The organism is Aeromonas sp. 75A, from assembly GCF_051919425.1.
In the GTDB taxonomy this organism is placed as follows: domain Bacteria; phylum Pseudomonadota; class Gammaproteobacteria; order Enterobacterales; family Aeromonadaceae; genus Aeromonas; species Aeromonas veronii.
Map to the genome: position 1 here is coordinate 3,934,108 of NZ_JBQBES010000002.1, position 21,743 is coordinate 3,955,850.

21 protein-coding genes, 1 tRNA gene and 1 pseudogene are annotated in these 21,743 nt (G+C 61.3%); 5 read left to right on the plus strand and 18 right to left on the minus strand.

Translation table 11 applies throughout. The features are described from left to right. The 17 genes and pseudogenes from ACTG2T_RS18265 to ACTG2T_RS18345 all read right to left on the minus strand — a co-directional run bounded on the left by ACTG2T_RS18265 (position 1) and on the right by ACTG2T_RS18345 (position 17,091). On the minus strand, positions 1 to 570 hold the full coding sequence (locus ACTG2T_RS18265; protein WP_330124526.1) for a DUF1566 domain-containing protein: 570 nt from the start codon (positions 568 to 570) through the stop codon (positions 1 to 3). 13 nt (positions 571 to 583) lie between these two features. After that, complete coding sequence (locus tag ACTG2T_RS18270) at positions 584 to 2,023, minus strand: DUF1566 domain-containing protein (RefSeq protein WP_330124527.1); 1,440 nt, start codon at positions 2,021 to 2,023, stop codon at positions 584 to 586. 59 nt (positions 2,024 to 2,082) lie between these two features. Beyond that, complete coding sequence (locus ACTG2T_RS18275; RefSeq protein ID WP_330124528.1) at positions 2,083 to 4,530, minus strand: proprotein convertase P-domain-containing protein; 2,448 nt, start codon at positions 4,528 to 4,530, stop codon at positions 2,083 to 2,085. Further along, positions 4,527 to 6,533, minus strand: coding sequence for a prolyl oligopeptidase family serine peptidase (locus ACTG2T_RS18280; protein WP_330124529.1), 2,007 nt, complete (start codon positions 6,531 to 6,533; stop codon positions 4,527 to 4,529). The genes ACTG2T_RS18275 and ACTG2T_RS18280 overlap by 4 nt, the downstream gene beginning before the upstream one ends. Continuing rightward, complete coding sequence (locus tag ACTG2T_RS18285; RefSeq protein ID WP_330124530.1) at positions 6,533 to 8,671, minus strand: TonB-dependent hemoglobin/transferrin/lactoferrin family receptor; 2,139 nt, start codon at positions 8,669 to 8,671, stop codon at positions 6,533 to 6,535. The genes ACTG2T_RS18280 and ACTG2T_RS18285 overlap by 1 nt, the downstream gene beginning before the upstream one ends. 162 nt (positions 8,672 to 8,833) lie before the next feature. Further along, positions 8,834 to 9,709 carry a flagellar motor protein MotB gene (locus ACTG2T_RS18290; RefSeq protein ID WP_106844513.1) on the minus strand — a complete coding sequence of 292 codons (876 nt, stop codon included), beginning with the start codon at positions 9,707 to 9,709 and terminating at the stop codon, positions 8,834 to 8,836. Next, positions 9,687 to 10,444, minus strand: a pseudogene (locus ACTG2T_RS18295) (flagellar motor protein). The gene ACTG2T_RS18290 and the pseudogene ACTG2T_RS18295 overlap by 23 nt, the downstream one beginning before the upstream one ends. A gap of 382 nt (positions 10,445 to 10,826) precedes the next feature. Then, positions 10,827 to 10,914, minus strand: a tRNA-Ser gene (locus ACTG2T_RS18300). A gap of 145 nt (positions 10,915 to 11,059) precedes the next feature. Continuing rightward, a complete protein-coding gene (locus ACTG2T_RS18305; protein ID WP_005337196.1) occupies positions 11,060 to 11,677 on the minus strand; it encodes a TPM domain-containing protein in 618 nt (205 codons plus the stop codon). A gap of 20 nt (positions 11,678 to 11,697) precedes the next feature. Next, complete coding sequence (locus ACTG2T_RS18310) at positions 11,698 to 12,423, minus strand: TPM domain-containing protein (protein WP_005351128.1); 726 nt, start codon at positions 12,421 to 12,423, stop codon at positions 11,698 to 11,700. Next, on the minus strand, positions 12,420 to 13,010 hold the full coding sequence (locus ACTG2T_RS18315) for a LemA family protein (protein WP_005346564.1): 591 nt from the start codon (positions 13,008 to 13,010) through the stop codon (positions 12,420 to 12,422). Before ACTG2T_RS18315 ends, ACTG2T_RS18310 begins: the two co-directional genes overlap by 4 nt. Positions 13,011 to 13,095: 85 nt before the next feature. Further along, positions 13,096 to 13,833: a penicillin-insensitive murein endopeptidase gene (gene mepA, locus ACTG2T_RS18320; protein ID WP_005359850.1), complete on the minus strand. Its 738-nt coding sequence runs from the start codon at positions 13,831 to 13,833 to the stop codon at positions 13,096 to 13,098. Beyond that, positions 13,827 to 14,018: a hypothetical protein gene (locus ACTG2T_RS18325; RefSeq protein ID WP_257691729.1), complete on the minus strand. Its 192-nt coding sequence runs from the start codon at positions 14,016 to 14,018 to the stop codon at positions 13,827 to 13,829. The genes mepA and ACTG2T_RS18325 overlap by 7 nt, the downstream gene beginning before the upstream one ends. Continuing rightward, positions 14,015 to 14,707: an ABC transporter permease subunit gene (locus tag ACTG2T_RS18330; RefSeq protein WP_439973806.1), complete on the minus strand. Its 693-nt coding sequence runs from the start codon at positions 14,705 to 14,707 to the stop codon at positions 14,015 to 14,017. Before ACTG2T_RS18330 ends, ACTG2T_RS18325 begins: the two co-directional genes overlap by 4 nt. Then, positions 14,707 to 15,528, minus strand: a complete 822-nt coding sequence (locus tag ACTG2T_RS18335; RefSeq protein ID WP_330124532.1) for a transporter substrate-binding domain-containing protein — start codon at positions 15,526 to 15,528, stop codon at positions 14,707 to 14,709. Before ACTG2T_RS18335 ends, ACTG2T_RS18330 begins: the two co-directional genes overlap by 1 nt. A gap of 2 nt (positions 15,529 to 15,530) precedes the next feature. After that, positions 15,531 to 16,328, minus strand: coding sequence for an amino acid ABC transporter permease (locus tag ACTG2T_RS18340; protein WP_150389275.1), 798 nt, complete (start codon positions 16,326 to 16,328; stop codon positions 15,531 to 15,533). Beyond that, on the minus strand, positions 16,321 to 17,091 hold the full coding sequence (locus tag ACTG2T_RS18345; RefSeq protein WP_330124533.1) for an amino acid ABC transporter ATP-binding protein: 771 nt from the start codon (positions 17,089 to 17,091) through the stop codon (positions 16,321 to 16,323). The genes ACTG2T_RS18340 and ACTG2T_RS18345 overlap by 8 nt, the downstream gene beginning before the upstream one ends. A gap of 106 nt (positions 17,092 to 17,197) precedes the next feature. Between ACTG2T_RS18345 and ACTG2T_RS18350 the strand changes: the two genes are divergently transcribed. Together ACTG2T_RS18350 and ACTG2T_RS18355 are read left to right on the plus strand one after the other, a co-directional pair. Beyond that, positions 17,198 to 17,740 (plus strand): hypothetical protein, encoded by a 543-nt coding sequence (locus tag ACTG2T_RS18350; protein ID WP_247822969.1) that lies wholly within the window; start codon positions 17,198 to 17,200, stop codon positions 17,738 to 17,740. Positions 17,741 to 17,956: 216 nt separating this feature from the next. Then, positions 17,957 to 18,238: an RNA recognition motif domain-containing protein gene (locus tag ACTG2T_RS18355; RefSeq protein WP_005337180.1), complete on the plus strand. Its 282-nt coding sequence runs from the start codon at positions 17,957 to 17,959 to the stop codon at positions 18,236 to 18,238. Positions 18,239 to 18,309: 71 nt separating this feature from the next. On the opposite strand, the gene ACTG2T_RS18360 is transcribed toward ACTG2T_RS18355, so the two are convergent. Next, entirely contained in the window at positions 18,310 to 19,209 is a 900-nt protein-coding gene (locus tag ACTG2T_RS18360; RefSeq protein ID WP_026034846.1) for an aldo/keto reductase, read from the minus strand. Between the two features lie 147 nt (positions 19,210 to 19,356). On the opposite strand from ACTG2T_RS18360, the gene ACTG2T_RS18365 reads away from it, so the two are divergent. The 3 genes from ACTG2T_RS18365 to ltaE all read left to right on the plus strand — a co-directional run bounded on the left by ACTG2T_RS18365 (position 19,357) and on the right by ltaE (position 21,685). Beyond that, complete coding sequence (locus tag ACTG2T_RS18365) at positions 19,357 to 19,764, plus strand: helix-turn-helix domain-containing protein (protein ID WP_005351138.1); 408 nt, start codon at positions 19,357 to 19,359, stop codon at positions 19,762 to 19,764. 87 nt (positions 19,765 to 19,851) lie between these two features. Beyond that, positions 19,852 to 20,553 carry an SDR family oxidoreductase gene (locus tag ACTG2T_RS18370; RefSeq protein WP_330124534.1) on the plus strand — a complete coding sequence of 234 codons (702 nt, stop codon included), beginning with the start codon at positions 19,852 to 19,854 and terminating at the stop codon, positions 20,551 to 20,553. Between the two features lie 112 nt (positions 20,554 to 20,665). After that, on the plus strand, positions 20,666 to 21,685 hold the full coding sequence (gene ltaE, locus ACTG2T_RS18375; protein ID WP_330124535.1) for a low-specificity L-threonine aldolase: 1,020 nt from the start codon (positions 20,666 to 20,668) through the stop codon (positions 21,683 to 21,685). Positions 21,686 to 21,743: the final 58 nt, after the last annotated feature.

Here is a 21,743-nt window from a genome sequence, read left to right on the forward strand (position 1 = left end):
TCAGGGTTTATTGGCGACCAGCAAGACCTGATCCGGGTAGGCGCCAATGGCGCGAAGACCGATATCTCCCGAGGTGATATCCAGATACGCCCGCTGACCATTGGCGGAGGTTACCGTGCTGCTCATCAGATAGACATAGCCCTCATTGACCTCTTTACCGCCCCCCGCCATGGCGCGCGGGAAAATGGCTTCATTGAGAGAGGGCTTGTAGCAGGCATGCTCGACCAGGGTCGCCAGCTCCTTGATGTCGGGCAGGCGCCACTGGCTAATACCGCCGAAGTGATAGAGAGCATGACTGCTGTCACTGCGGATCCGCTCCGCCACTTGCAGCCCCTGCTGCCAGTAGTAAACGGTCGGTTCCCCCAGGCAACTGCTGCCATTCCATGTCTGCCCCAGTTTGCAGCGCATCCAGGTGAGGCCGGTGTGTTGATCCGTGACGGTGCCGTTGCCATGGTCAAGAAAACGGGCAGAGGGGGCGGTGCGATCCATGGTGTCATCACAAATGGCAGCACCGTGGGCCAGGGGGGCCAGCAGTGCCAGCATGGCGAACGAAAAGCGATAAAGGCTCATGATATTCCTCGGATTATTGGGAAGTGGCGACCAGTCGTACCTGCATCAGCTCGATATAGGTATCTTGCTGCACCAGCGCGGGATAGGTGGTGCCCGCATCTTCTCCCAGGAGCAGGACTGTGCGTTTGCTGATGGGGCCACCGGAGAAGCGCTGGGCTGTGTTGCTGGTGGCGCTCCAGTAGTAGCCATGGTAGGTGTCATCTTCCGAGGAGGCGATATCCGGGAAGTAACGGGTATCCACGATGATGCGTTGACCCAGCGGGTCCTTGGCCAGGCTGCCGTAGTGCATCAGTGACATCAGCTCACCCATGGTGGGCAGCCGCCACTGGCTGATGCCGCAGCGCTGCTCGCCATTGAGCCACTGCTGATACGCGCGGGTGGTCAGTATGGTGGTCAGCGCCTGTGCCCGGGCGAGGGCCGCCAGATCTCCTTCGGCGGTGAGCTGTTCGATCCTGTTATGAATATGCTGGTAGGCCGCTTGCTGCTCGCCTGCGGTCGCCTTGAACTGCTCATCCTCATAGGCAAAGGGTCTGCTTTTCCAGTCAGGACTCAAGGGATCATCCGATTTGACCTCCCACACCAGACCGGTATTGAGATCCTTGACGCACTGCCAGCTCGGCGCGTTGTCGGGGAGCACCTGACCGCGATCATCGAGCTTGCGATAGGCAAGTTGGGGACGAGTGCGATTCCAGCTGGCATCTTGTCCCGGATAGTCATCGGGCTCCTGTTCCAGCAGCGGATCGTTGCCATCGCTGAAGGTGGTGACGCCGGTGACGGTCAGCAGGTTGCGTGGCTGCTGTTGCACCAGCAGGGTCAGCAGTTCGCTTTGGATATTTTCGGCAAACTGGCCGTTGCGCTGCCACTCCTGAGCCAATTGCGCCAGCATCAGGCTGATGGCGCGATAGCTGGTGGTGAGCAACTGGGTCTCCTTGGCGGTGGCAAGGCGTGTGCGGGCCTGTTGCTGCAAGCTGATCGCCACCTGTTGTAGCGCTTGATCAAACTGGCCGAGACCTGCGAGGGCCGCGCGATCGCCGCCCGGTTGCAGCGGCGCGAGATCGGCCAACATCTGCGTCAGTGCGCGATCGGCGGCCACCCCTTCGGCAATGCGGCTCTGCCACAGGGTGCTGAGCAGGGTCGGTTGTAGCCGTTGTGGATCCCCTTTGGCAGCCGGATGTGCCAGCAGAAGGCCTCCGCTCCTCGGTACGAACAGCAGGGGCGAGTTGACGATGTTGGCCGAACGGCCGACCAGGGCCACAACTCCTTCGCCGCTGACGGCAGGGTCGGCAGGATCACATTGCCAGTTCTGATCCAGATCGGCGCACAGGGTTCCGGCAGTCGGCAGGGCGACATCGACCCGGTAGTCCGGGATCGCCAGTGGTGCGTTATCTTCCCCGCCGCCACAGGCGCTGAGCAGGGCTGAGAGGGTTGCAATAACCAGTACGGATTGTTTCACTTCACATTCCTTGATTCGGTCACAGGTTCACGGGGGCGGTAACCCCCGTGGTACAGGATTCAACGGCGCGGGGTGCTCCGGCGCCAGAGGCGGGGCCAGAGGGCCAGCAACAGCAGCAGGGGGGAAGCCGTGCCGCCACCCCCTTCATCCTGCTCAAGGGGAATGATGCCGGTGTTGGGCAGGGCTTCATCCTTGTCGCAGCGGGCGCCGACTTGCTGGGCTACCCGCCAGTTGCGCAACTGACCGGTGTCACCGGCGCTGGTGTCGTTGATCTCCAGCAGCCAGCGGCCAGCGAGCGGTTCGTCGTGCAGCTTGTCCAGAGATTCGAACGGTACCAGTTCACGGGGAAACTCCCCCTTAAGCCGGGTATGGCTGGCGTAACCCTTGTTCCACAGGCTGATCCGGGTGCCGTAAGGGGAGGTGAGCCAGATCTCCAGCTGCTCCAGCTTGCTGTGCTCCAGATCGAGGGCGACCACGAATCCGCTGTCGATGCGGGCCTTGCTCTCGGGCAGGGTGAGAGTGAAGCGGGACAGGCCGTGCCGTTCATCGCTCACCGCATCCTTGATCTGGCCACCCTGGCCGATGGCCCGCTGCCAGAGCGGTTCACCGATCGGCAGTTGCAGGTCAAGGCGGGTCTGGCGCTCGGTGGGGCTGGGCAGGGTGAGCTGGAACTGCAGCGGCAAGGTGACTGCCTCGCCACAGGTCAGGTTGCTCGCCGCTTCCAGCGGCAGGATCCAGCGGGCGGTGCCATCGGCGTTGAGCTCTCCTTGCCAGTGACCGTCACCCATGAGCCCCTTGGTCGGGAGCAGGCTGGCGTCAGCCACGGTCAGGGGGCGGCCGCTTTGGTTGGTCAATTCGATGGCGAGGCTCTTTTTCTCCCCGGCCAACAGGTAGCTGTCGTCGGCAAGGCGGGCCGCGATGGGGGTGGGCAGCAGGGCGTGATGGCGGAAGGCCTGCTCCAGCAGCTTGCCATAACTGCGATCCGGATAGAGGCGGTTGGCGGTATCCACGGTGACCCGCGCCAGCTGGGGCATCCGCACCTGCGGGCCGAGGCCGAAGTGGGATTCAATCAGCAGGGTATCGAACTCGTCACGGGCTACCTCGCCATATTGTTCAACGGCCTGGCGCAGCGCGGTGAAGAGCGGGGTGCCCCACAATTGGTCGCCGTTGCTGCCGTTGATGGTGAGGTGAGCCGGATAGAGGAAGCCCGGATGATAGCGTGCCCGCAGATCATCGAGCTGACGGGGCGTCCGGCCGCTGATCCTGGCATCCCAGTTGAAGACCATGAAAGGCTCGAACTGGCGAGCCTCTGGACTACGCTGGCGCCAGCTGGCGGCCAGATAGTCGCTAAAGCCCTCACCGATGGCGCCCCAGTCACCCTCTTCTCCCATGTCGGGCAGGATATGGTGCTGCACCGCATGGCCAAACTCGTGCCAGATCACCATGGGATCTTCCGCATCGGGTACCCCTATCCGGCCAATTTCCAACCGGCGCAGGAAGGGGTCATAGAGGGAGTTGTCCTGCTCCCCGGCATCGGTATCGATGGCCAGGGGGCCGCCCATCAGCGTCGGGTAGCCAAGGGATTCCACATGGCGCTGTGCCAGATCCAGATGGTAGTAGCCATTGATATCGAGGAAGGCGGGCTGCTGGTGATCCAGCTGGAAGCCATCGGCATCAGGGCTGCTAAAGGGGGCAGTTTCCGGCGCCGTGCCATCCACGACCCGGGCGCGTGGGCCACTCAGCAGGTAGGTGTCATCCACCTTTTGTACAGTGAGCGGCACGGTGCGATAGGCCCCGTTGTCCAGTACCAGATCATGGCGCCACAGCAGGTTGCCATCTTGCAGCTGGGTGCGTGGGTCGAGGGCAAAGATGCGGGCCTGCACCGTGGCCGTTTCCCCTGCCAGCGGGGCCGCTTCGGCACGGGTGCTGGCCTCTTGCAGCGTGCGCCCCAGCAGGGCGCTGCCATCGCAGGTGACAAACAGTTGCCAGTGGCTGCTCTTGCTGTTGCCCGGCTGGCTTTCCACCGCCAGCAGACGCCAGGCCGCAGTCAGGGTGTCGCCATCCTGCCAGTACCAAGGCTGGGCTTCGTCACTGCCAGCGAATTGCCACACCGTACCATCCAGCGTGGCGGTATAGGCATCCACCCCGGCGCGGCTTGCTTCATCACATGGCGTCGCCTGTGCCTGCATCAGTCGGGTATTGTGATAAAGGCGCCACGGGCGACCCTGCTCATCGAGACTGACGGCGGCCATCAGGCCGGCGATCGGTGCGCCATTGAGCTGCTGGCGATAATGCAGATAGTGGCCCAGCTTGCCTTGGCGCTGATAGGCCGGGGCATCACTCAGGGTGACGCCGAGCTGCTGTTCGAGCCAGAGGCGGGTATCGGCCGGGGCGTCCTGTTCGACAAAACGCAGTTCGGCGGCCTGAGTGGAAAAGCCAGCCAGCCCCAGCAAGAGGACGGGCAACAGGGGTTTCATAGTGGTACTCCCAATCAGCGGCAGGGTCATTGATTGATCCCCGCCAGATGCAACAAGAAGGCAAATTCACGAGCCCGATCGCCACCACCGGCGCGGTGGCCTCCCTCCAGTTCGGTCAGCAGCAGGTAGGGGCCGGAACCCGTGCTGTGCTCCCGCAGGCGGGCCAGCCACTTGACCGGCTCCCAGTAGGGCACCTGGCTGTCGTGCAGGGCGGTAGTGACCAGCAGGGGCGGGTAGGGTGCGCGGTGCAGGTTGTCGTAGGGGCTGATGCGGCGCATCGCCTGATACTCTGCGGGCTTGGCCGGGTTGCCCCACTCCTGGTACTCCTGACGGGTCAAGGGGAGGGCGGGATCACTCATGGTGCCAAGCATATCGACGAAGGGAACCTGCAACACGGCGCCGCTAAAGAGTGTCGGTTGCTGGTTGAGGGCCGCAGCAACCAGTGTGCCCCCCGCGCTGCCCCCCATGGCAAACAGGGGCAGGGGAGCGGCGTCGGGCGACCAGTGGCGCAGGGCGTGACCGGCTGCGATAAAGTCGCTAATGCCGTTCTGCTTGTGGATGCCCCGTCCGTCGCGGGTCCACTGCTCCCCCAGCATGCCGCCGCCGCGCACATGGGCGATGGCGTAGACAAAGCCCCGATCCAGCAGGCTTAACAGCTCTTTCTGGTAGTAGGGGCGCATCGGCGTGCCATAGGCGCCATAGCCGTAGAGCAGTACGGCGCGAGGGGCCAGATCCTTGCGCCACACCAGCGAGACAGGCACCCGGGTGCCATCGGCAGAGGTGATCCAGCGCCGCTCGCTCTGATAGGGCAATGCTTTATTGCCTGCGGTGTGCTGGTCGTTGATCCACTGGCCGCTGGTCAAATCCAGCCAGCGCTGGCCGGAGGGCTGACTCAAGCCCTGACTGCGCACCAGAATGCGGTCGCTGGCCGGGTCATGTTCTCCTTGCAGCCAGCCGGTACCGGCGCCACTGGCCAGCGGCAGGCGCTGGCGTTCATGGCCGTTGCGATCGAGCAGGGCGAGCCAATCCTCCCCCTGCTGGCGAAACTGCACCACCAGATGGCGATCAAACAGCCGCCACTTCTCGGGATCGCCGAGATCCTCCCCTTTGGCGGGCCACAGGCGCTGCCACTCACCGAGCGGCGTGCTGGCTGAGTAGAGGGCAAACGCCCCCTCCCGGTTGCTCTTGATCACCCAGCCGGATTGACTGTCCAGATAGTATTCCACCCCGCGCTGGCGGGGTTTGACCTGCTGCGGCTTGCCCGAGTCGAGCAGGTATTGCTCCGAGCTGTCGTGGTTGTTGCCCTGCAACACCAGATGCTGGCCATCCGTGGTGCGATAGAGGCTGAGCAGCCAGGCGGGATCCTGCTCCTCATAGAGAGTCTGCTCCTGGCCATCCTGCCAGCCGCGCAGCTGCCAGGGGCGCAGGGTGTAGCGCTCGTTGGCGATGGTGTAGAGGGTGCGACCATCTTGTGACCAAGCTAGATCAGCGCTGCGCTGCGCCAAACTGGCCAGCGCCTTGCCGCTTTGGAGATCGAGCAGGGTGACCTGATAGTCGAGATCGCCGCGCCTGTCTTCGGCGATGGCCAGCGTGCGGTTATCCGGGCTCAGGGCCCAGCCGCCCGCTTCGTAATAGCCCTCACCCGCTCTGGCGGGAAGCCGTTGTTGCACCTTGCCCCCGTGGCGTTGCCAGAGTGAGCCATCCGGGCGCAGCTGCCATGCCTGAACGCCGCGGACAAGCCAGTTGTCTGGCACGGGTTCCCCCGCCGGATGGCGGGCAAATTCGGCGCGCAAGGTTGCTTCCAGCGGCTGCTGCGCGGCGAGCTGCTGCTCGCTCCAGCGATTTTGCTGCTTGAGCAGGGCGAGAATGGCCGGGTTGCTACGACTCTCGTCCCTCAACCAGAAGTAGGGATCCTGGCGTACGGGACTGCCTGAAATCAGGTGCGATTGGGACGGGATCGGCGGTGGCAGGGCCTCTTGCGCCCACGCCAACGGGGCGGCCAACAGGGCCGCCATGATTGCATGATGCTTCATCACATCCCCACGAAACGGTAGCTAAGGCTGGCTGACAGGTAGCGGCCGCTCTGGCTGTAGAGGGAGGTATCGCTGCCAGCCGGGAGTCCGGCCACATCCTGATAGCGGACATAGCGGGTATCGAGCAGGTTGCCGATGGTGGCATTGACCTTGAGCGCCTCGGTGATCTGCCAGTCGCCGGTGAGGTCCAGGCTGAACCAGCCTGCGCTGCTCTGGCAGGCACCGTTGTAGCCAGTCTGCGCATTGGCGCACTGGGGCACCTTGGTCATGGCGGCGGCATAGTTGCCACTGAGCTCAACCCCCCAGTCGAGTTGTTGCCAGCGCAGGGTGGTGTTGCCTTCCAGCGGTGTCTGGGTTCGCAGCGGCTCACCGCGGTGATCCTTGCCATCCATCCAGGCCAGATTGGTCGAAAGCTCCCACTCGTCGCTCAGCCAGAGGCTGGCGGCCAGCTCGGCGCCCCAGGTTTCTGCTTTGGCAACGTTGCGATATTGGCGCAGGAAGACACCGTCATCGAGGCGAAAACCGGTCTGGCGCCAGTCGATGAAGTTGTAGTAACGGTTGTAGAAAACGGCCGGTTTGACGCTCCAGTTGTCGCTTTGGCCATTCACTCCCCACTCCAGACTGTGGCTGGTCTCCTCCTTGAGGTTGGGGTTGGCAATGATCTCGAATGGCGGCATGGCAAAGTAGTGGGGAATGTTGCCGTAAACCTGATCGTAAGCGGGGGCGCGGAAGCCGTTGGCATAGCTGAGCCAGCTTCGCCATGTCTCGTTGAAGCGGTAACTGGCCGCTAGGCTGGGGGAGATGTGGTCGCTGTGGTTCTCGGCCAGATTGCTGTCCGGTGCGCGCAGGCGCTGGCGGTCAAAGCGCAGGGTCGGGGTAAACTGCCAGCTGCCCAGATCGATCACATCGCTCAGCCAGATGCCAGCGCGGCGGGTCTCGGCCTTGCTGAAGGGGGCTTTCTGTCCCTGGGTGGTGATGCCATCTTCCTGGGTCAGATTGCTGACCGGCCGCTCGTGGTTGGCCTGCTCCAGCTCCACACCGTAGCTGAAGGTGTGATCCAGCGAGCCGGTGCTCAGCTTGCTCTGCAACTCCAGCTCGCTGCCAAGGCGTAGCTCCTCGAAGGTGGAGAGGGTGCGCTGGCTGCGATATCTGGGATAGCCGCTCAGGGCATCGTTGCGCAGCAGCTGGCGCTGGTTGGCTTCGTTGCGTGACTGGTTGCCAAACAGGCTCCAGTTGAGGGTATCGACCATGCCCAGATCGTTGGCTTCCCAACTGAACTTGCCGCCCTGGGTGCGCTGATCGCCATCTTCCTGAAAACCGACCACGTCCCAGCTGCCATCGGGTTGGGGCACCGCTTTGGGCCCCATCTGGCGTTTGGCGTGATCCTCGTAGTAGTCCAGCTCCAGCCGCAGAGCGTGATGGGCATTGAGGGGGAGGCGGCTGCTGGTGGAGGCACTCATGCCATCCAAATCAGCCGGAATGCGGTTCTCCTCAAAGTTGGCGGTTTCGTTGCCGCGCCAGCCGGAGAGGCGCAACAGATGTTCGCTCTCCAGTGCCCGCACCGCGCCTGTCATGCTGAGCTTCTTCTTGTTGCTGTCGCCACCGTAGAGAGTCTTGGCCGCCAGATAGCTATCCTGCTGTTGCAGATAATCTTCCGGCTGCTTGGTATTCATCACCACGGTGCCGCCGATGGCATCGGAGCCATGCAGGGAGGAGCCGGCCCCCTTGGCCACCTCAATCTGCTTGATGTCATCAAGGTCGAAGTTGAAGCGACCTACCTTGTCATTGATGTTGTCGGCGCCAAAGCCGTCGCTGACGCGCACCCCATCCTTGATCAGCAGGATACGGTTGCCACCGATGCCGCGTACGCTGATGTTTTGCGGTCGCCCGGCAGAGCCGGTGACCGAGACACCGGGGATCTTGCGAAACACATGAGTCAGCTCGCTGGCGACCTGACGGTCCAGCTCTTCCTGGGTGATGACGGTAATGGAGCCGGAAACATCGGAGAGTTTCTGTTGTACCCGTTGCCCGGTGACAATGATGGTGTCGTCGCTGCGCGCCTTCTCCACAGGGGGAAGACCGGCCGCGCCAGCGGAGGCACACAGGAGTGCCGGCCATGCCTGAAGCAGTTTGTTCATAATGATAATTGTTTTTATTTAAGCCTGAAGGGCGGCATTATTGCAGAGGCCTGACCACTTGACAATAAATGGCAATCATTATCATTAAGATCTTATGGCGTTGATATTATTGAGTTATTTGTTTTTAAAAAGAGGCTCCCGCGCGAAGCGGGAGCGGGGGGATCAGGGCTTGAGCAGTTGCAGTGACTCTTCTGCTGCCTTGCCTTGGGAGAGGGTGATATCGACCCGGCGGTTCGCCTGGCGATGTTCGGGGGTGTCATTGGCAAAGCGGGGTTGAGTGTCGGCAACACCCTGAGCGATGACTCGTCTGGCATCCAGCTGGGGATTGGTCAGCATGGTCTGCACGATGGAAGAGGCCCGCAGCACCGAGAGCTCCCAGTTGTTGCGATAGAGCTCCACCGGCGCTTGGGAGTTGTCGGTATGACCGGTGACCACTACCTGCCCCGGGATGTTGGCCAAAATGCCGGCGATCTTGTTGACCAGCGGGATGAACTGGGGCTGCAGGAACGCCGAATCGGAGGGGAACAGCGCCTTCTCGCCGATGCGGATCACCAATTGACTACCGAGTTGCTCGACCTCGAGATCTTTCGATTCAATCTGGGCCTTTAGCTGCTGCTCCAGCTTCTGCTTGGTCACCTGCACCCACTCCTGCTCCTTGGTCTTGTGGGGCCAGGCTTCGGTGGCGCTCGGTTTTTCAGAGGCACCTATGGTCTCGTTGAAGGGGTCCGATGCCGCCATGGGGGCATCTTTCTCCAGCACAGTCTCCTCTTTCGGGCTGCTCGGCGTAGTTTTTGATTCTGGCTCGAGAATCCCTGTGCCCCCCTGCATCAAGGGTGAGCCGGCAGGCGGGGAGATGAGGCCGATTTTACCCAGCGACTCGATAAAGCCCTGGATAAGCACCCGGGTTTCGGACTGCTTGGCCATGGCAAAGGAGTAGAGCACCACAAACAGGGCGAACAGCAGGGTCATGAAGTCGGCATAGGAGACCAGCCAGCGTTCATGGTTCTCCGGTGCTTCAGCCTTTTTCTTTTTGGCCACCGTGACCTCCCAGATAAGGTTCGAGGGTAACTTGCAGGCGTGCCTGTGACTCGCCATCCACGATGCAGAGAATGCCGGTCAGGGTCATCTCCTTGTAGTGGCGGATCTGGTGGGCAAACCCCTTGTAGCGGTTGCCGAACGGCAAGAAGATCAGGTTGGCGGCGGATACCCCGTAGATGGTGGCGATAAAGGCCACCGCGATGGCACCGCCCAGCTTGTCGGGGGCATCCAGCAGACCCATGGCGTGGATCAGGCCAAACACCGCCCCGACGATCCCCATGGTCGGGCAGTAGCCGCCCATGGCTTCGTAGAATTTGACTGTCTGTTCGAGATCTTCCTGCTCGAACTCGATCTCGTTCTCCAGCACCTCGTGTATCTTGGTTTTTTCGTAACCATCAACCATCATCTGCACCCCTTTCTTCAGGAAGGGATCCTTGATCTCCTCGATCATCCCTTCCAGCGCCAGCATGCCGCTACGGCGGGCGTTGCCTGCCAGGGTCTCCAGCAACTGGGCCTGTTCATGCATATCGAGCTTGAGGGGGAGAGCAGCCATTTGAAACGCTTCATGGTGCTGCCGACGACGGAGAAAGGGAACTGGGTCAGCGCAGCACCTATGGTGCCACCGATCACGATAAGAAATGCGGGCAGATCGAGCAGTGCGCTGGGATGACCACCCTCGATCATGTTGCCGCCAAGGATGGCGATCAACGCCAGTACCAAGCCAATCAAGCTCATTTTTTACACATCCCTGCATGTTGATAATCGCTAGTGTAGCTACTTAAGTATCAGTTTTTCAAAATGATATCCAATCGCTGAGCAATTAATGGGCGCTGGGTAACGTCCATAAAAGAAGGCGTGTTGCGGCCATAAGATGGCATTGCAATCATCTTGTTGCTCCTGTTGTGACTGGAAGGAACGCTTGTCGGGTGGGGCAATCACAAAAGCAAGGTAGGGGGTGGGGGCTGGCAATACGAAAAGCAGTGATGTTCCATCAGGGCTTTGCAAACCGGGGGATGAGTGCGTGGATGATCTGCCACTGCGTGGCTCTGGCTCACTTGTCGGCATAGGTGTTTGCCGGAAAGCAAAAAACCGACCCTGAGGTCGGTTTTTTTAGATTTGGCGGTGAGGGAGGGATTCGAACCCTCGATACGTTGCCGTATACACACTTTCCAGGCGTGCTCCTTCAGCCACTCGGACACCTCACCAAATTTTCGTTCGCTGCGCTGTTGCGCTGGAACGGGGCGTAATTTAGGGGAAAGGGCTGTGTGGGTCAACCTCTTTTCCCCTTATTTTTCATAATCTTTTCCGAATGCCTAACGCTTGCGCAGAATGCCTGTTTTTTAAACCGGATCAGGGCTTGTCGAGGATGATCAGGCTGTCCGGCAGCTCGTTTTGATCCCGGGTGGCCGGGAAGGCATCGGTCAGAATGGCGCTAACGCGCTCAACGCACTCCAGAAAACCTTGTTCGATCTCCTTGTTGCGCACTCGCGCCACGAAGTCGTCGATGATCTCCTGCCACTGGCCGTTGTCGATATGCTGGGCGATGCCGTCATCCACCAGTATTTCTACATAGTGCTCGGCGGCCGAGACGAAGATCAGCACCCCGAGCCGGTCGCGGGTGCGGTGCAGCCCCTGCTCGACAAATTGCAGGCGAGCCATCAGGGCCGCCCGGTGCTGGCGAACCTTCTTCGGGATGAGCCGCATCTTGATGGGGGTCCAGTGGAACAGCAGGCTCAGCAGCAGCCAGACCGACCACTGCACCAGCAGGATTTCGTACCAGCCGAGCCAGAAGCCGAGCTGGAACACCAGCAGCGGCGTGAGCATCGCCAGCAGCGCCGCCCAGAGGGTGGGAATGTAGCGATAGCCATCGCTGGCCGGGGCCAGCACGGTGACCAGTTCAGCATCAGTCTCTAGCTCCGCTTCGCGCACCTTGGCCTGAAGCGTGTGGAAGAACTGTTTAGAAATCATGATTTGTCTCTTTACTCCTGTTACCAGCCACCGGAGGCTCCGCCGCCGCCAAAACTGCCGCCGCCACCGCTGAATCCGCCGCCAGAGCGACCACCAAAGGAGCCGGCACCCAATCCACCGGCCATGTAGGTCGACCGACGTCGTCCTCCCGGCCCACCGCCACCACCCCCGCGCAGGTTGTGGAGCACGATCATCGCAATCACCACCAGAATAAACAGCCAGGGGCCGCCACCGTTGTCACTCTTTGGCTGCTCGACCGGCTGATATTCCCCGGCGAGTGCCTTCATGATGCTCTGGCTGCCCGCCATGATCCCGGCCACCATATCGCCGCGCTTGAAGGCGGGCAGGATGCGGCCATGGATGATGTTGGCGGCGATGGCGTCGGGCAGGGCACCTTCCAGCCCATATCCCACCTCGATCCGCACCTTGCGCTCATCCTGGGCGATCAGCAACAACACGCCATTGTTTTTGCCTTTCTGGCCGATCCCCCAGTGGCGACCGAGCTGGTAGCCGTACTCCTCGATGGTCTCCCCATCGAGGCTGTCGACAGAGACCACCACCAGCTGGATACCGCTGCGCTTTTCAAAGGCGGCCAGCTGTTGGGTCAGTTGATGGGCCTGTTTGCGGGACATCAGACTGGCTTCATCCACCACCCGTCCGCTCAGCGTCGGGAAGTCCGGTGCCGCTTGCAGGGCACTGGCCCAGAGCAGCAGACAGGGAAGAAACCAGCGCAGCATCATCTTCATTGGAAGCTGACCTTGGGCGCCTCATCGGCACCGGGTTTGGCACTGAAACTGGGTTTGGCCTCCAGATCCGAGTAGAGCAACTTGGACCAGATGACGCCGGGGAAGGTGCGGATCTCGGTATTGAACTGGCGTACCGCCTCGATATAGTCGCGGCGTGCCACCGAGATGCGATTCTCGGTTCCTTCCAGCTGGGCCTGCAGGGCAAGGAACTGCTGATCCGCTTTCAGCTCGGGGTAGCGTTCTACCACAACCATCAGGCGGGAGAGGGCGCTGGAGAGCTGGTTCTGCGCCGCTTCAAACTCCTTGAGCTGGGCAGGATCGCTCACCTGCACGCTGCCGACCCGGGCACGGGCATCGGTGACCGCCTTTAGGGTCTCCTGCTCATGGCTGGCGTAGCCCTTGACGGTGGCGACCAGATTGGGAATGAGGTCGGCGCGGCGCTGATACTGGTTCTCAACCTGCCCCCAGCTCGCCTTGACCTGCTCATCCAGGGTCGGAATATTGTTCATGCCGCAGCCGGTCAGGCCGAGCAGCAGGGTCAGGGTCAACAGGCTCTGCGTGGTTCTGCGCCAGAGTGATGTGGCCATCTTGTTGTTCTCCTTTGGTATTTCGAGTCGATAGTGCGCCATGGATGGTGTACGACCAAGAGTGCACCACCATACCAGCTTGGGGTCAGTTGCCACAACGCGCAGGTAGCTCAGGTCGCTTGTTGATGCCGGAGACCTTGGGCAACTGGGGCTTGTCTTTTAGCCAGGATGCCAGCTCTTCCCCGCAGCCATTACCGGGCGGAATGGGAGCCTGGGGCTCGCAATCGGGGCTGCCCACCGGGCAGCGCAGCCGCACGTGGAAGTGACTGAAGTGGCCCACCCAGGGGCGCAGCTTGGCGACCCAGGGTTCGTTGCCTGCCTGTTGGCAGACCGCGGATTTGATCACCGGATTGACGAAGATGCGGGCCACCTCGGGTTTGCTGGCCGCCAGCCGCAGCAGGGTTAGCTGCTGGGGGCCAAAGCGACCCGGTAACATCTTGTAGCTGGGTTCGTCGATCAGTGCCCACTCCTTGGGGGCATCCTGCTCCCATTTGCTGATGGGGCGGTTGGCCATGCGAAACCAGATATCGGCATCAAGGCCAGTCTGGTGGCTGCGATGGCCGGAGGTAAAGGGGCCGCCACGGGCCATCGCCAGATCGGCGATATAGAGATCCGGCAGCCCGGCCATGCGGGTCTGGTTGGCCAGCGCTTGCAGGTAGTGGATAAGGTCGGGGTGGCCGTAGTAGCGCAGCCGTTTGGTGCGGATCACCTGATAACCCGGCCCTTCGAGGGGCAGGGATACGCCGTTTTTCAGGCAACCGGCGGCATAACCACCGATGGCCTCCGCTTGCAATACAGTCGCCAGCAACAGGGACGTCAGCATGTGCGTGCTCCTTGTCTTGCTTCGAGTCGGCTCAGCAATACGAACAGACTCAAACATATAAATAAATAGGCCGCGGCTACCAGCAGCCAGATCTCGTAGACTAGTCCGCTGGAGTTGGCCATCTCGGTACCGACGAAGGTGAGCTCCTGCACCGAGATAAGGGAAACGATGGCGGTATCCTTCACCAGCGCGATGAGCTGACCGGTGAGGGGGGCAACATCAGCAGCATGGCCTGCGGCAGGATCACATGGCGCAGCCGCACCCAGGGGGAGAGTCCGAGGCTCTGCGCCGCCTCCCACTGGCCACGGGGGATGGCGGCAAGCCCGGCACGGACGATCTCGGCGACGAAGGCTGCGCTGATCATGCCAACGCAGAGGGTGCCTGAGATGAGGTTTTCCCAGCGGGCAGGTGGGCCAAACAGCGCCTCTTGCCACGGGGAGAGTGATACGGTGCCGAGCCAGCGGGAGAGGCCGCTCGCAGGCAGCAGCTGGTTGGCGATAAAGAAGTAGAAGATGAAGATAAAGACCAGCGGCGGCAGATTGCGGATCAGCTGGATAAACAGGGTGGCCGGCAGCACCAGCCAGGGGCGGCGGCTGAAGGTGGCAAGGCCGAGAGCAGTGCCGAGCAGCAGCGCCAGCAGCATGCCAAACAGGGCGATGCGCAAGGTGGTGAGCAGGCCGCTGAAAAAATAGGGCAGCTCACCGTGCGGGCCGCGAGTGAACAGCAGCTCGAAGGCCTGATGCCAGTGCCACTGGTAGGCCACCCCGATATGGATGCGGCTGGCGAGCCAGGCCGCCGTCAGCAGCAGGAGCACGACAATCGCCCCATCCAGCCAGCCGACGTGGCGAATGGCCCCTCTTATCTTCGTCAGCATCAGGGGTTGGCGACCTGCGTTTCCCATGCAAGGGACTTGAACCAGTAGTCATGGCGCGCTTTGAGCCAGCCATCGGCCTGGCGGGCGTCGATCCACTCGTTGAACTGCTCGGCCAGGGCCCCGTCCTCCTTGCGCAGGGCAAAGCCTTCGTTCCCCTGCGCCAGCGGGGTGACGAAGGGCATGAAGAGGGCATCGGGGTGGCGCAGTGCCTCCTGCTCCGGTTTGGGGGAGGAGGAGAGAGCGCCGTGGGCGCGGCCGTTCAGCACCTCCTGAAACACCTGGGACTCGTCATCGAACTGGCGCAGGGTTGCCTTGGGAAAGTTGACCTTGGCCACCTGTACCGGCGAGGCGCCACGGCGCACCGCCAGGATCACCCCGCGCTGGTTGAAGTCGGCCAGGGTTTTCTTCTCGCTTGCCATGGATGTTGAGGCGGCCAGCTGAACGCCGGAGTGGGAGTAAGGGTGGGTGAAGCGCACGCTCTTCTCCCGCTCGGGGGTGATGGTGAGGCCGCCGATGATGACGTCATACTTTTTCGCCAACAGGGAGGGGATGATGCCATCCCAGGCGGTAGGCACGAACTCTACCTGCCAGCCGTTATCTGTGGCGAGGCGACGGGCCACGTCAATCTCGAAACCGATCAGAGCCCCCTGCTTGTCGCGCATCGCCCAGGGGGCGAAGGTGGACATGCCGACCCGCAGGGTACCGCTCTGCTCGATCTGTGCCTGGGTGTCGGAGGGGGCAGTTTGTGCCAGTGCCGGAGTGAGCAGGCTTGTCAGTAGCAGGGCAGCGCCCGACAGGGTGGTCTTGAATGACAGATTCATGGTTAGCGTCCTTGTTGATCCGGATTCAGGTGACGGGCCAGCGCCCGCGAACAGGCTGACAGCGTCAGGGTTAACAGCAAATAGAGGGCAGCTACGGTAAACCACACCTCAAAGGTCAGAAACGTATCGGCAACCAGAGTACGCCCTTCGTTGGTCAGATCGAAGATGGCGATCACACTCACCAGCGCCGAATGTTTGATAAGGGAGACCAGCTCGTTGGTCAGCGGTGGCAAGGTGATGCGCACCAGCTGGGGCAGGATCACCTTGCGCAGGGTGATGGCCCGTGACAAGCCAAGCGACTGGGCTGCCTCCCACTGTCCTTTGGGAATGGCCTGTACACCTGCACGCAACACCTCGGCGGTGAAGGCGCCCTGATAGAGGGAGAGGCTCAACACGGCGCAGGCAAGGGGGGCCAATCCCAGCATGGGGCCCAGCAAGAAATAGAGAATATAGAGCTGCACCAACTGGGGCGTGGTGCGCACCAGCGCCAGATAGGCGATAGCGAGCCAGGGGCCGAGCCTGGAGGGAAGCAGCCGCAGGCTGACCACGCACACACCGACCGCCATCGTGCCCAACAGACTGAGCAGCGCCACCTGCAAAGTGACCAGCAGGCCGTTTAGCAAGGGGCCGGCATAAAAGGTTCCCTCATCCCATTCACCGAGAAAGGGCAACACCCGCGGCCACTGCCACTCATAGCCCATCTGGCGAGCGCCGCTATAGAGCGCCCAGCCCAGTAGCGCAGAGAGCATCACAGAGCCTGACAACCAGCCAAGCAGGCGGGGGCGTTTGAGCCTAGCCATGATAGCTGAGCACCTGTTCGAGGAAGGCTTGGGTACGCGGGTGACGAGGGGCGTTGAACAGCTGGGCGGGCGGGGCCGACTCGATGATTTTCCCCTCATCCATAAAGAGCACCCGATCCGCCACTTGACGGGCAAAGCCCATCTCGTGAGTGACGCAGATCAGGGTCATCCCCTCGTCAGCCAGCTCGCGGATCACATCGAGCACTTCGCGGATCATCTCGGGGTCGAGGGCGGAGGTGGGCTCGTCAAACAGCATCAGCTCGGGTCGCATGCAGAGGGAGCGGGCGATGGCGACCCGCTGCTGCTGGCCGCCGGAGAGCTGGTGGGGGTATTTGTCGGCCTGCGCCTGAATGCGCACACGCTCGAGCAGACCGAGCGCCCGGGCTTTGGCCTCCTGGGGGCGCAACCCCAGGGTATGCACCGGCGCCACCATTAGGTTCTCCAGCACCGTCATATGGGGGAAGAGGTTGAACTGCTGAAACACCATGCCAACCCGACCTTGCAGGCGGCGCAGGTAGGAAGGGGTCACCGGCTCGCCAAACAGGAACAGCTGGCCGTCGTCGATCCCCTCCAGCCCGTTGATGGTGCGGATCAGGGTCGATTTTCCCGAGCCTGACGGGCCACAGATGACCCACTTCTCTCCCCGTTCAATGGTGAGATCGATGTGATGAAGAGCCTGAAAGTCGCCATAGAATTTGTCGACGCCACAAAAGCGCACACAGGGTTGCGAGCTGGTCAAGAAGCGGGTTCCACTGAGAATCATTTACGCCATGGTATTGATTTTATAGGGGGATGACAAAGAAAACCCCCTTGTCAGCATCCTGATGGCTATTCACAATGGCGCCATTTCGTGATGACAGGAGCTTTTCATGCGTATTACATCCTTGCTTGCCGGTTCCCAGGTGCAGCTGTTGATGCCGCCAGCGGTTCGCTATCGCTGCGTCATTTTTCTGCTGTTGCTGGTGAGTTGGGGCGTGGTGGCGGCCTCCTTGTGGGATGGCTGGGGCGCCATGGCGCTGCTCAACTGGGTGGGCGTGCTCTTTGGTGGCATCACCGGGATCATGGTGTCGCTGCCCCGCAGCTGGCAGCCCTGGCGACTGGCGGAGCTGGGGTGGGATGAACAGCATATCTATCTGCTCAATGGCAACAAGGATGAAGCGCTGGCGCTGCCCCGCAGCCAGCTGGTGGCGCTCGAGCGGGAGCGGCGAGTGGGTCACGACGGCCAGTGGCTCGACTTCAGCCTCGATCTGCAACTGAGTGAAAAGGAGCTGGCGGCGGCCATGGCCTTGCTGGATCTCAAGGCGGGGGAGCTGCATCTGGTGAGCCCGTCTGTCTATCGCTTCGGCTTTAAACGGGCCTGGCACGGTCGCCGGATGCTGGCGCAACGGTTGTCAGATCTGCAATCGGCCTGAGTCGACTATTTTCTCGACAATTCCCGGCAAAGCTCAGATACTGCCAGTGACTCGAATTGATCTTGTCTGCACTGTTAACCCAAGAGATCAATCACTTGACGACAGTGTGGAGAAGGCCACGGCATGAAGCCATGGCAGGTCCGGCATAGGGGTTGTGCCCTTACCGTTATGCTGGGAATTGCATAGAGAAGGCACCTTGAATCGAGAGTGGATGGCATGAAGATTTACGTAGGAAATCTGTCGTACCGGATGACGGCCGACGAACTGAAAACCCTGTTCAGCCAGTTTGGACAGGTCGACAAGGTTGATATCATCATCGACCGCGATACCGGCCAGTCAAAGGGGTTTGGTTTTATTGAAATGCCGGTCAATGGTGATGCCGAGAAGGCCATCGCTGGTCTGCATGGCACAGAAGTCGGTGGCCGTACCATCACCGTCAACCAGGCCAAACCGAAGACAGATGCTCCCCGTGGTCGCCCGCAACAGCGCCACCGCTAAGGTACCTCGGCAATAAAAAAACGGCATGGGTTTCCCCCATGCCGTTTTTGTTTCTGGACGTTTTGCTGTTATCAGGGGACGTCGTAACCGAGCGCCGCCTTGCGGATGCGGAACCACTGCTGGCGATTGAGGACGATGGATTCGGTGGCCACGGCGGCAGCAATCCGCTCCCGTTTGCCGGAGCCAATCAATGGCAGCGGCTGGCTTGGCAGCATCATTACCCAGGCGTAGACCACCTGCTCGATAGTCTGGGCGCCCACTTCCTGACGGATCTGCTCCAGTTCGGCACGCAGCGGGGCATAGGCGTCATCGCTGAACAGTCGGCCGCCGCCGAGACATGACCAGGCCATCGGCTTGATGCCAAGCTGTTGGCACTGATCCAGGGTACCATCGAGGGTCCCTTCCTGATGAAGCGGCGAGATCTCCAGCTGGTTGGTGACCAGCGGGAAGGGGAGGCGCGATTGCAGTAGCTCGAACTGACGGGCGGTGAAGTTGGATACCCCGGCGTGCTTGATCTTGCCCGCCTGTTTCAGGGTTATAAAGGCGTCGGCCACTTCATCGGCGTTCATCAGGGGATCCGGGCGGTGGATCAGCAGCAGGTCCAGATGGTCGGTGCCGAGCTTGCGCAGCGAGGCCTCAGCGCTGGCGATGATATGGTCCTTGCCGGTGTTGTAGTGGTTGAGAGCATGCTCCGGCTTGGCGGTGAGGGCGATACCGCACTTGGTGACGATCTCCATCCGGCTGCGCAGGGAAGGCTCGAGGCGTAGGGCGTGACCAAAGGCCTCTTCGCACTGGTAGCCACCATAGATATCGGCGTGATCGATGGTGGTGACCCCCAGATCCAGATGATATTTCATCAGATCGAGCAGAGCTGCCGGAGAGAGCTGCCACTCCATCAGGCGCCAGTAACCCATGATGAGGCGAGAGAAGGTGGGGCCTTGCGGATGCAGGGCGACACGGGATACAGACATTGTTGACTCCTTGAAAAACACGATGCGAAAACGATGTGCAACATAGATGACTGCGGGCATCTTGGCCCCATGTGGCTGGCAAAGCAATAATGGGCAGTGGCATGATTCGAACTTTGGTTCTGACCGCAGAGTAGGGGAGAGAGTTGGATGGAAGGATTTGCCGAGCGCTTGCAGAGCCTGATCGGGGAGATGAGCGTGAGCGCGTTTGCCCGCAAGGTGGGGCTTAGTGAAGCGCTGATCCGCAAATATTTGAAGGGAGCCGAGCCTGGCCTGGCGCGGGCCAACCAGATCGCCATGGGGGCCAACTGCTCGCTGGAGTGGCTGGCAACCGGCTGCGGTTATCTCTACCGTCAGGCGGAAGTGGTAGACAGGGAGGCGTTGGCAGCGGCGCAGCTACTGCTGGGCGAGCAGCAACCCGGGGTGGGGCTGCCCGATGAGGAGGCACTGGTCACCCTGCTCGCCTATTACCAGTTTTTGCGCACCCACAAGAAAGCGGACGGTTTTCTCGATTTGGCGCTGGCGCGGGAGTTTGGTCGCCATCTGGGGGAAGCGTGATGAGGGGCATATTACCCTTTGGTCGTGTCACGGCCGGTTGATTATTCTGATACGCTCTAAGCAAGATAACTCTCCATGGAATGGGCGATGAGCTACTTGATCCTCGGAAGTGGTGCGCTGGGCTCGGCGCTGGCAAGAGAGCTGATGGCAAGGGAGGAGTCCTTCCTTCTGGCCGGGCGCACCTATCCAAAAGGGATCGAGATGGGGGCTTTCTTCCCGCTGCAAGAGGTGGACGCCATCTCGTTCGATGCCCTGTTTACCCTCTACGACACCGATCCGCTTCCCACTGTGGTGATCAACACCATCGGCCTGTTGCACGATGTCAGCTTTATGCCAGAGCGGCGGGTCGAAGAGGTGCACCCCAAGTGGCTGTGCGACAGCCTGCTGGCCAATGCCTGGCCAACGCTGGCGCTGGCTGCCCGTTTCAGTCGGTTGATGGGCAATGACCATCCGCTGTGGCTCTGTGCCATCTCTGATCTGGCGGGCTCCATCACCTCCAATCTGGAGGGGGGACGTTACAGCTACCGGATGAGCAAGGCGGCCCTCGACATGGGGGTGAAAACGCTGGCCCTCGAGTGGGCGCAACGTTTCCCGCAAGCGGGGGTGGTGGCGGTGGCGCCCGGCTTGATTGACTCCCCGATGAACACCCCCTTTCTGAGCGAGTTGCCTGCGGATCAATTGCAGGAGCCTGCAGAGGTGGCGGTGAAACTGCTCAATCTCATCAAGGGGTTATCGTTGACCCAATCGGGTCAGCTACTGGATCTCAACGGTCAGCCGCTACCCTGGTAAATCCAGCCTGCGAGTTCTACGGACGTCTATTGGCTTCACATTCTGCTCATGCGCCCCTTGCCAAGCGAGGGGCGCATGGCTAACGTCACTCTCCTGTTTCAGGAGGGATCTCATGCGCTATATCGATTTACGAAGTGACACTGTCACCCAGCCTACTGACGCCATGCGTCAGGCCATGCTCCACGCCGAAGTCGGTGACGATGTCTATGGTGAAGATCCGGGCGTCAACGCGCTGGAGGCCTATGGGGCCAGATTGCTGGGCAAACAGGCGGCGCTGTTTGTGCCGTCCGGCACCATGTCCAATCTGTTGGCGGTGATGAGCCACTGTCAGCGCGGTGAGGGAGCCATCCTCGGCAACGCCGCTCACATCTATCGCTATGAAGCGCAGGGGAGTGCCGTGCTGGGCTCCGTAGCCCTGCAACCCTTGCCGATGCAGCGCGATGGCACGCTGGCATTCGATGATATCAAGGCTGCGCTGGCCCCTGATGATGCCCACTTCGTCCAGACTCGCCTGATCTGCCTTGAGAACACCCACAACGGCAAGGTGCTGCCGCTCTCCTATCTGCAGGAGATGGGGGCATTCGTTGCCGAGCGCGGCTTGAAGCTTCATCTCGATGGCGCCCGGCTCTTTAACGCCGCCGTGGCCAGCGAGACCCCGGTCGAGGTGATCGCAGCACCGTTTGACAGTATCTCGATTTGTCTCTCCAAGGGGTTGGGGGCTCCGGTGGGCTCGCTGCTGGTGGGCAGCCACGATTTCATCGCCCGTGCGCGCCGCCTACGCAAGATGCTGGGAGGTGGCATGCGTCAGGCGGGGATTCTGGCGCAAGCCGGTCTGTTTGCCCTCGAGCAGCATGTGACCCGCCTGGCCGATGATCACCGCCGTGCCAAACGGCTGGCCGAAGGGTTGGCTGCACTGCCGGGCATCGAGCTCGACCTCTCGCTGGTGCAGAGCAACATGGTGTTCCTGCGGCTGCGTGAGGGGGAATCGGCCCCTCTGCTCGCTTTTATGAAGGAGCGGGGGATCCTCTTCTCCGGTTACGGCGAGCTGCGGTTGGTGACCCATCTGCAGATCAACGATGACGATATTGAAGAGGTGATCGACGCCTTGACCGAGTATCTCGGGGCGCGTTGAGACGGCTGGTCAGGTAGAGGTTATACCAAGACTTGTTCATACCGAAATAACAGAGGGC

Coding starts and splice junctions, on each gene's coding strand:
- mepA (WP_005359850.1), bottom strand. CDS start 13,833: ATGCTGACGTCCCTGTTGCTGGCGACTGTATTGCAAGCGGAGGCCATC.
- ACTG2T_RS18370 (WP_330124534.1), top strand. CDS start 19,852: ATGAGCTACTTGATCCTCGGAAGTGGTGCGCTGGGCTCGGCGCTGGCA.
- ACTG2T_RS18360 (WP_026034846.1), bottom strand. CDS start 19,209: ATGTCTGTATCCCGTGTCGCCCTGCATCCGCAAGGCCCCACCTTCTCT.
- ACTG2T_RS18305 (WP_005337196.1), bottom strand. CDS start 11,677: ATGATTTCTAAACAGTTCTTCCACACGCTTCAGGCCAAGGTGCGCGAA.
- ACTG2T_RS18355 (WP_005337180.1), top strand. CDS start 17,957: ATGAAGATTTACGTAGGAAATCTGTCGTACCGGATGACGGCCGACGAA.
- ACTG2T_RS18315 (WP_005346564.1), bottom strand. CDS start 13,010: ATGGCCACATCACTCTGGCGCAGAACCACGCAGAGCCTGTTGACCCTG.
- ACTG2T_RS18275 (WP_330124528.1), bottom strand. CDS start 4,530: ATGACCCTGCCGCTGATTGGGAGTACCACTATGAAACCCCTGTTGCCC.
- ACTG2T_RS18335 (WP_330124532.1), bottom strand. CDS start 15,528: ATGAATCTGTCATTCAAGACCACCCTGTCGGGCGCTGCCCTGCTACTG.
- ACTG2T_RS18330 (WP_439973806.1), bottom strand. CDS start 14,707: ATGCTGACGAAGATAAGAGGGGCCATTCGCCACGTCGGCTGGCTGGAT.
- ACTG2T_RS18265 (WP_330124526.1), bottom strand. CDS start 570: ATGAGCCTTTATCGCTTTTCGTTCGCCATGCTGGCACTGCTGGCCCCC.
- ltaE (WP_330124535.1), top strand. CDS start 20,666: ATGCGCTATATCGATTTACGAAGTGACACTGTCACCCAGCCTACTGAC.
- ACTG2T_RS18280 (WP_330124529.1), bottom strand. CDS start 6,533: ATGAAGCATCATGCAATCATGGCGGCCCTGTTGGCCGCCCCGTTGGCG.
- ACTG2T_RS18350 (WP_247822969.1), top strand. CDS start 17,198: ATGCGTATTACATCCTTGCTTGCCGGTTCCCAGGTGCAGCTGTTGATG.
- ACTG2T_RS18340 (WP_150389275.1), bottom strand. CDS start 16,328: ATGGCTAGGCTCAAACGCCCCCGCCTGCTTGGCTGGTTGTCAGGCTCT.
- ACTG2T_RS18285 (WP_330124530.1), bottom strand. CDS start 8,671: ATGAACAAACTGCTTCAGGCATGGCCGGCACTCCTGTGTGCCTCCGCT.
- ACTG2T_RS18310 (WP_005351128.1), bottom strand. CDS start 12,423: ATGAAGATGATGCTGCGCTGGTTTCTTCCCTGTCTGCTGCTCTGGGCC.
- ACTG2T_RS18345 (WP_330124533.1), bottom strand. CDS start 17,091: ATGATTCTCAGTGGAACCCGCTTCTTGACCAGCTCGCAACCCTGTGTG.
- ACTG2T_RS18365 (WP_005351138.1), top strand. CDS start 19,357: ATGGAAGGATTTGCCGAGCGCTTGCAGAGCCTGATCGGGGAGATGAGC.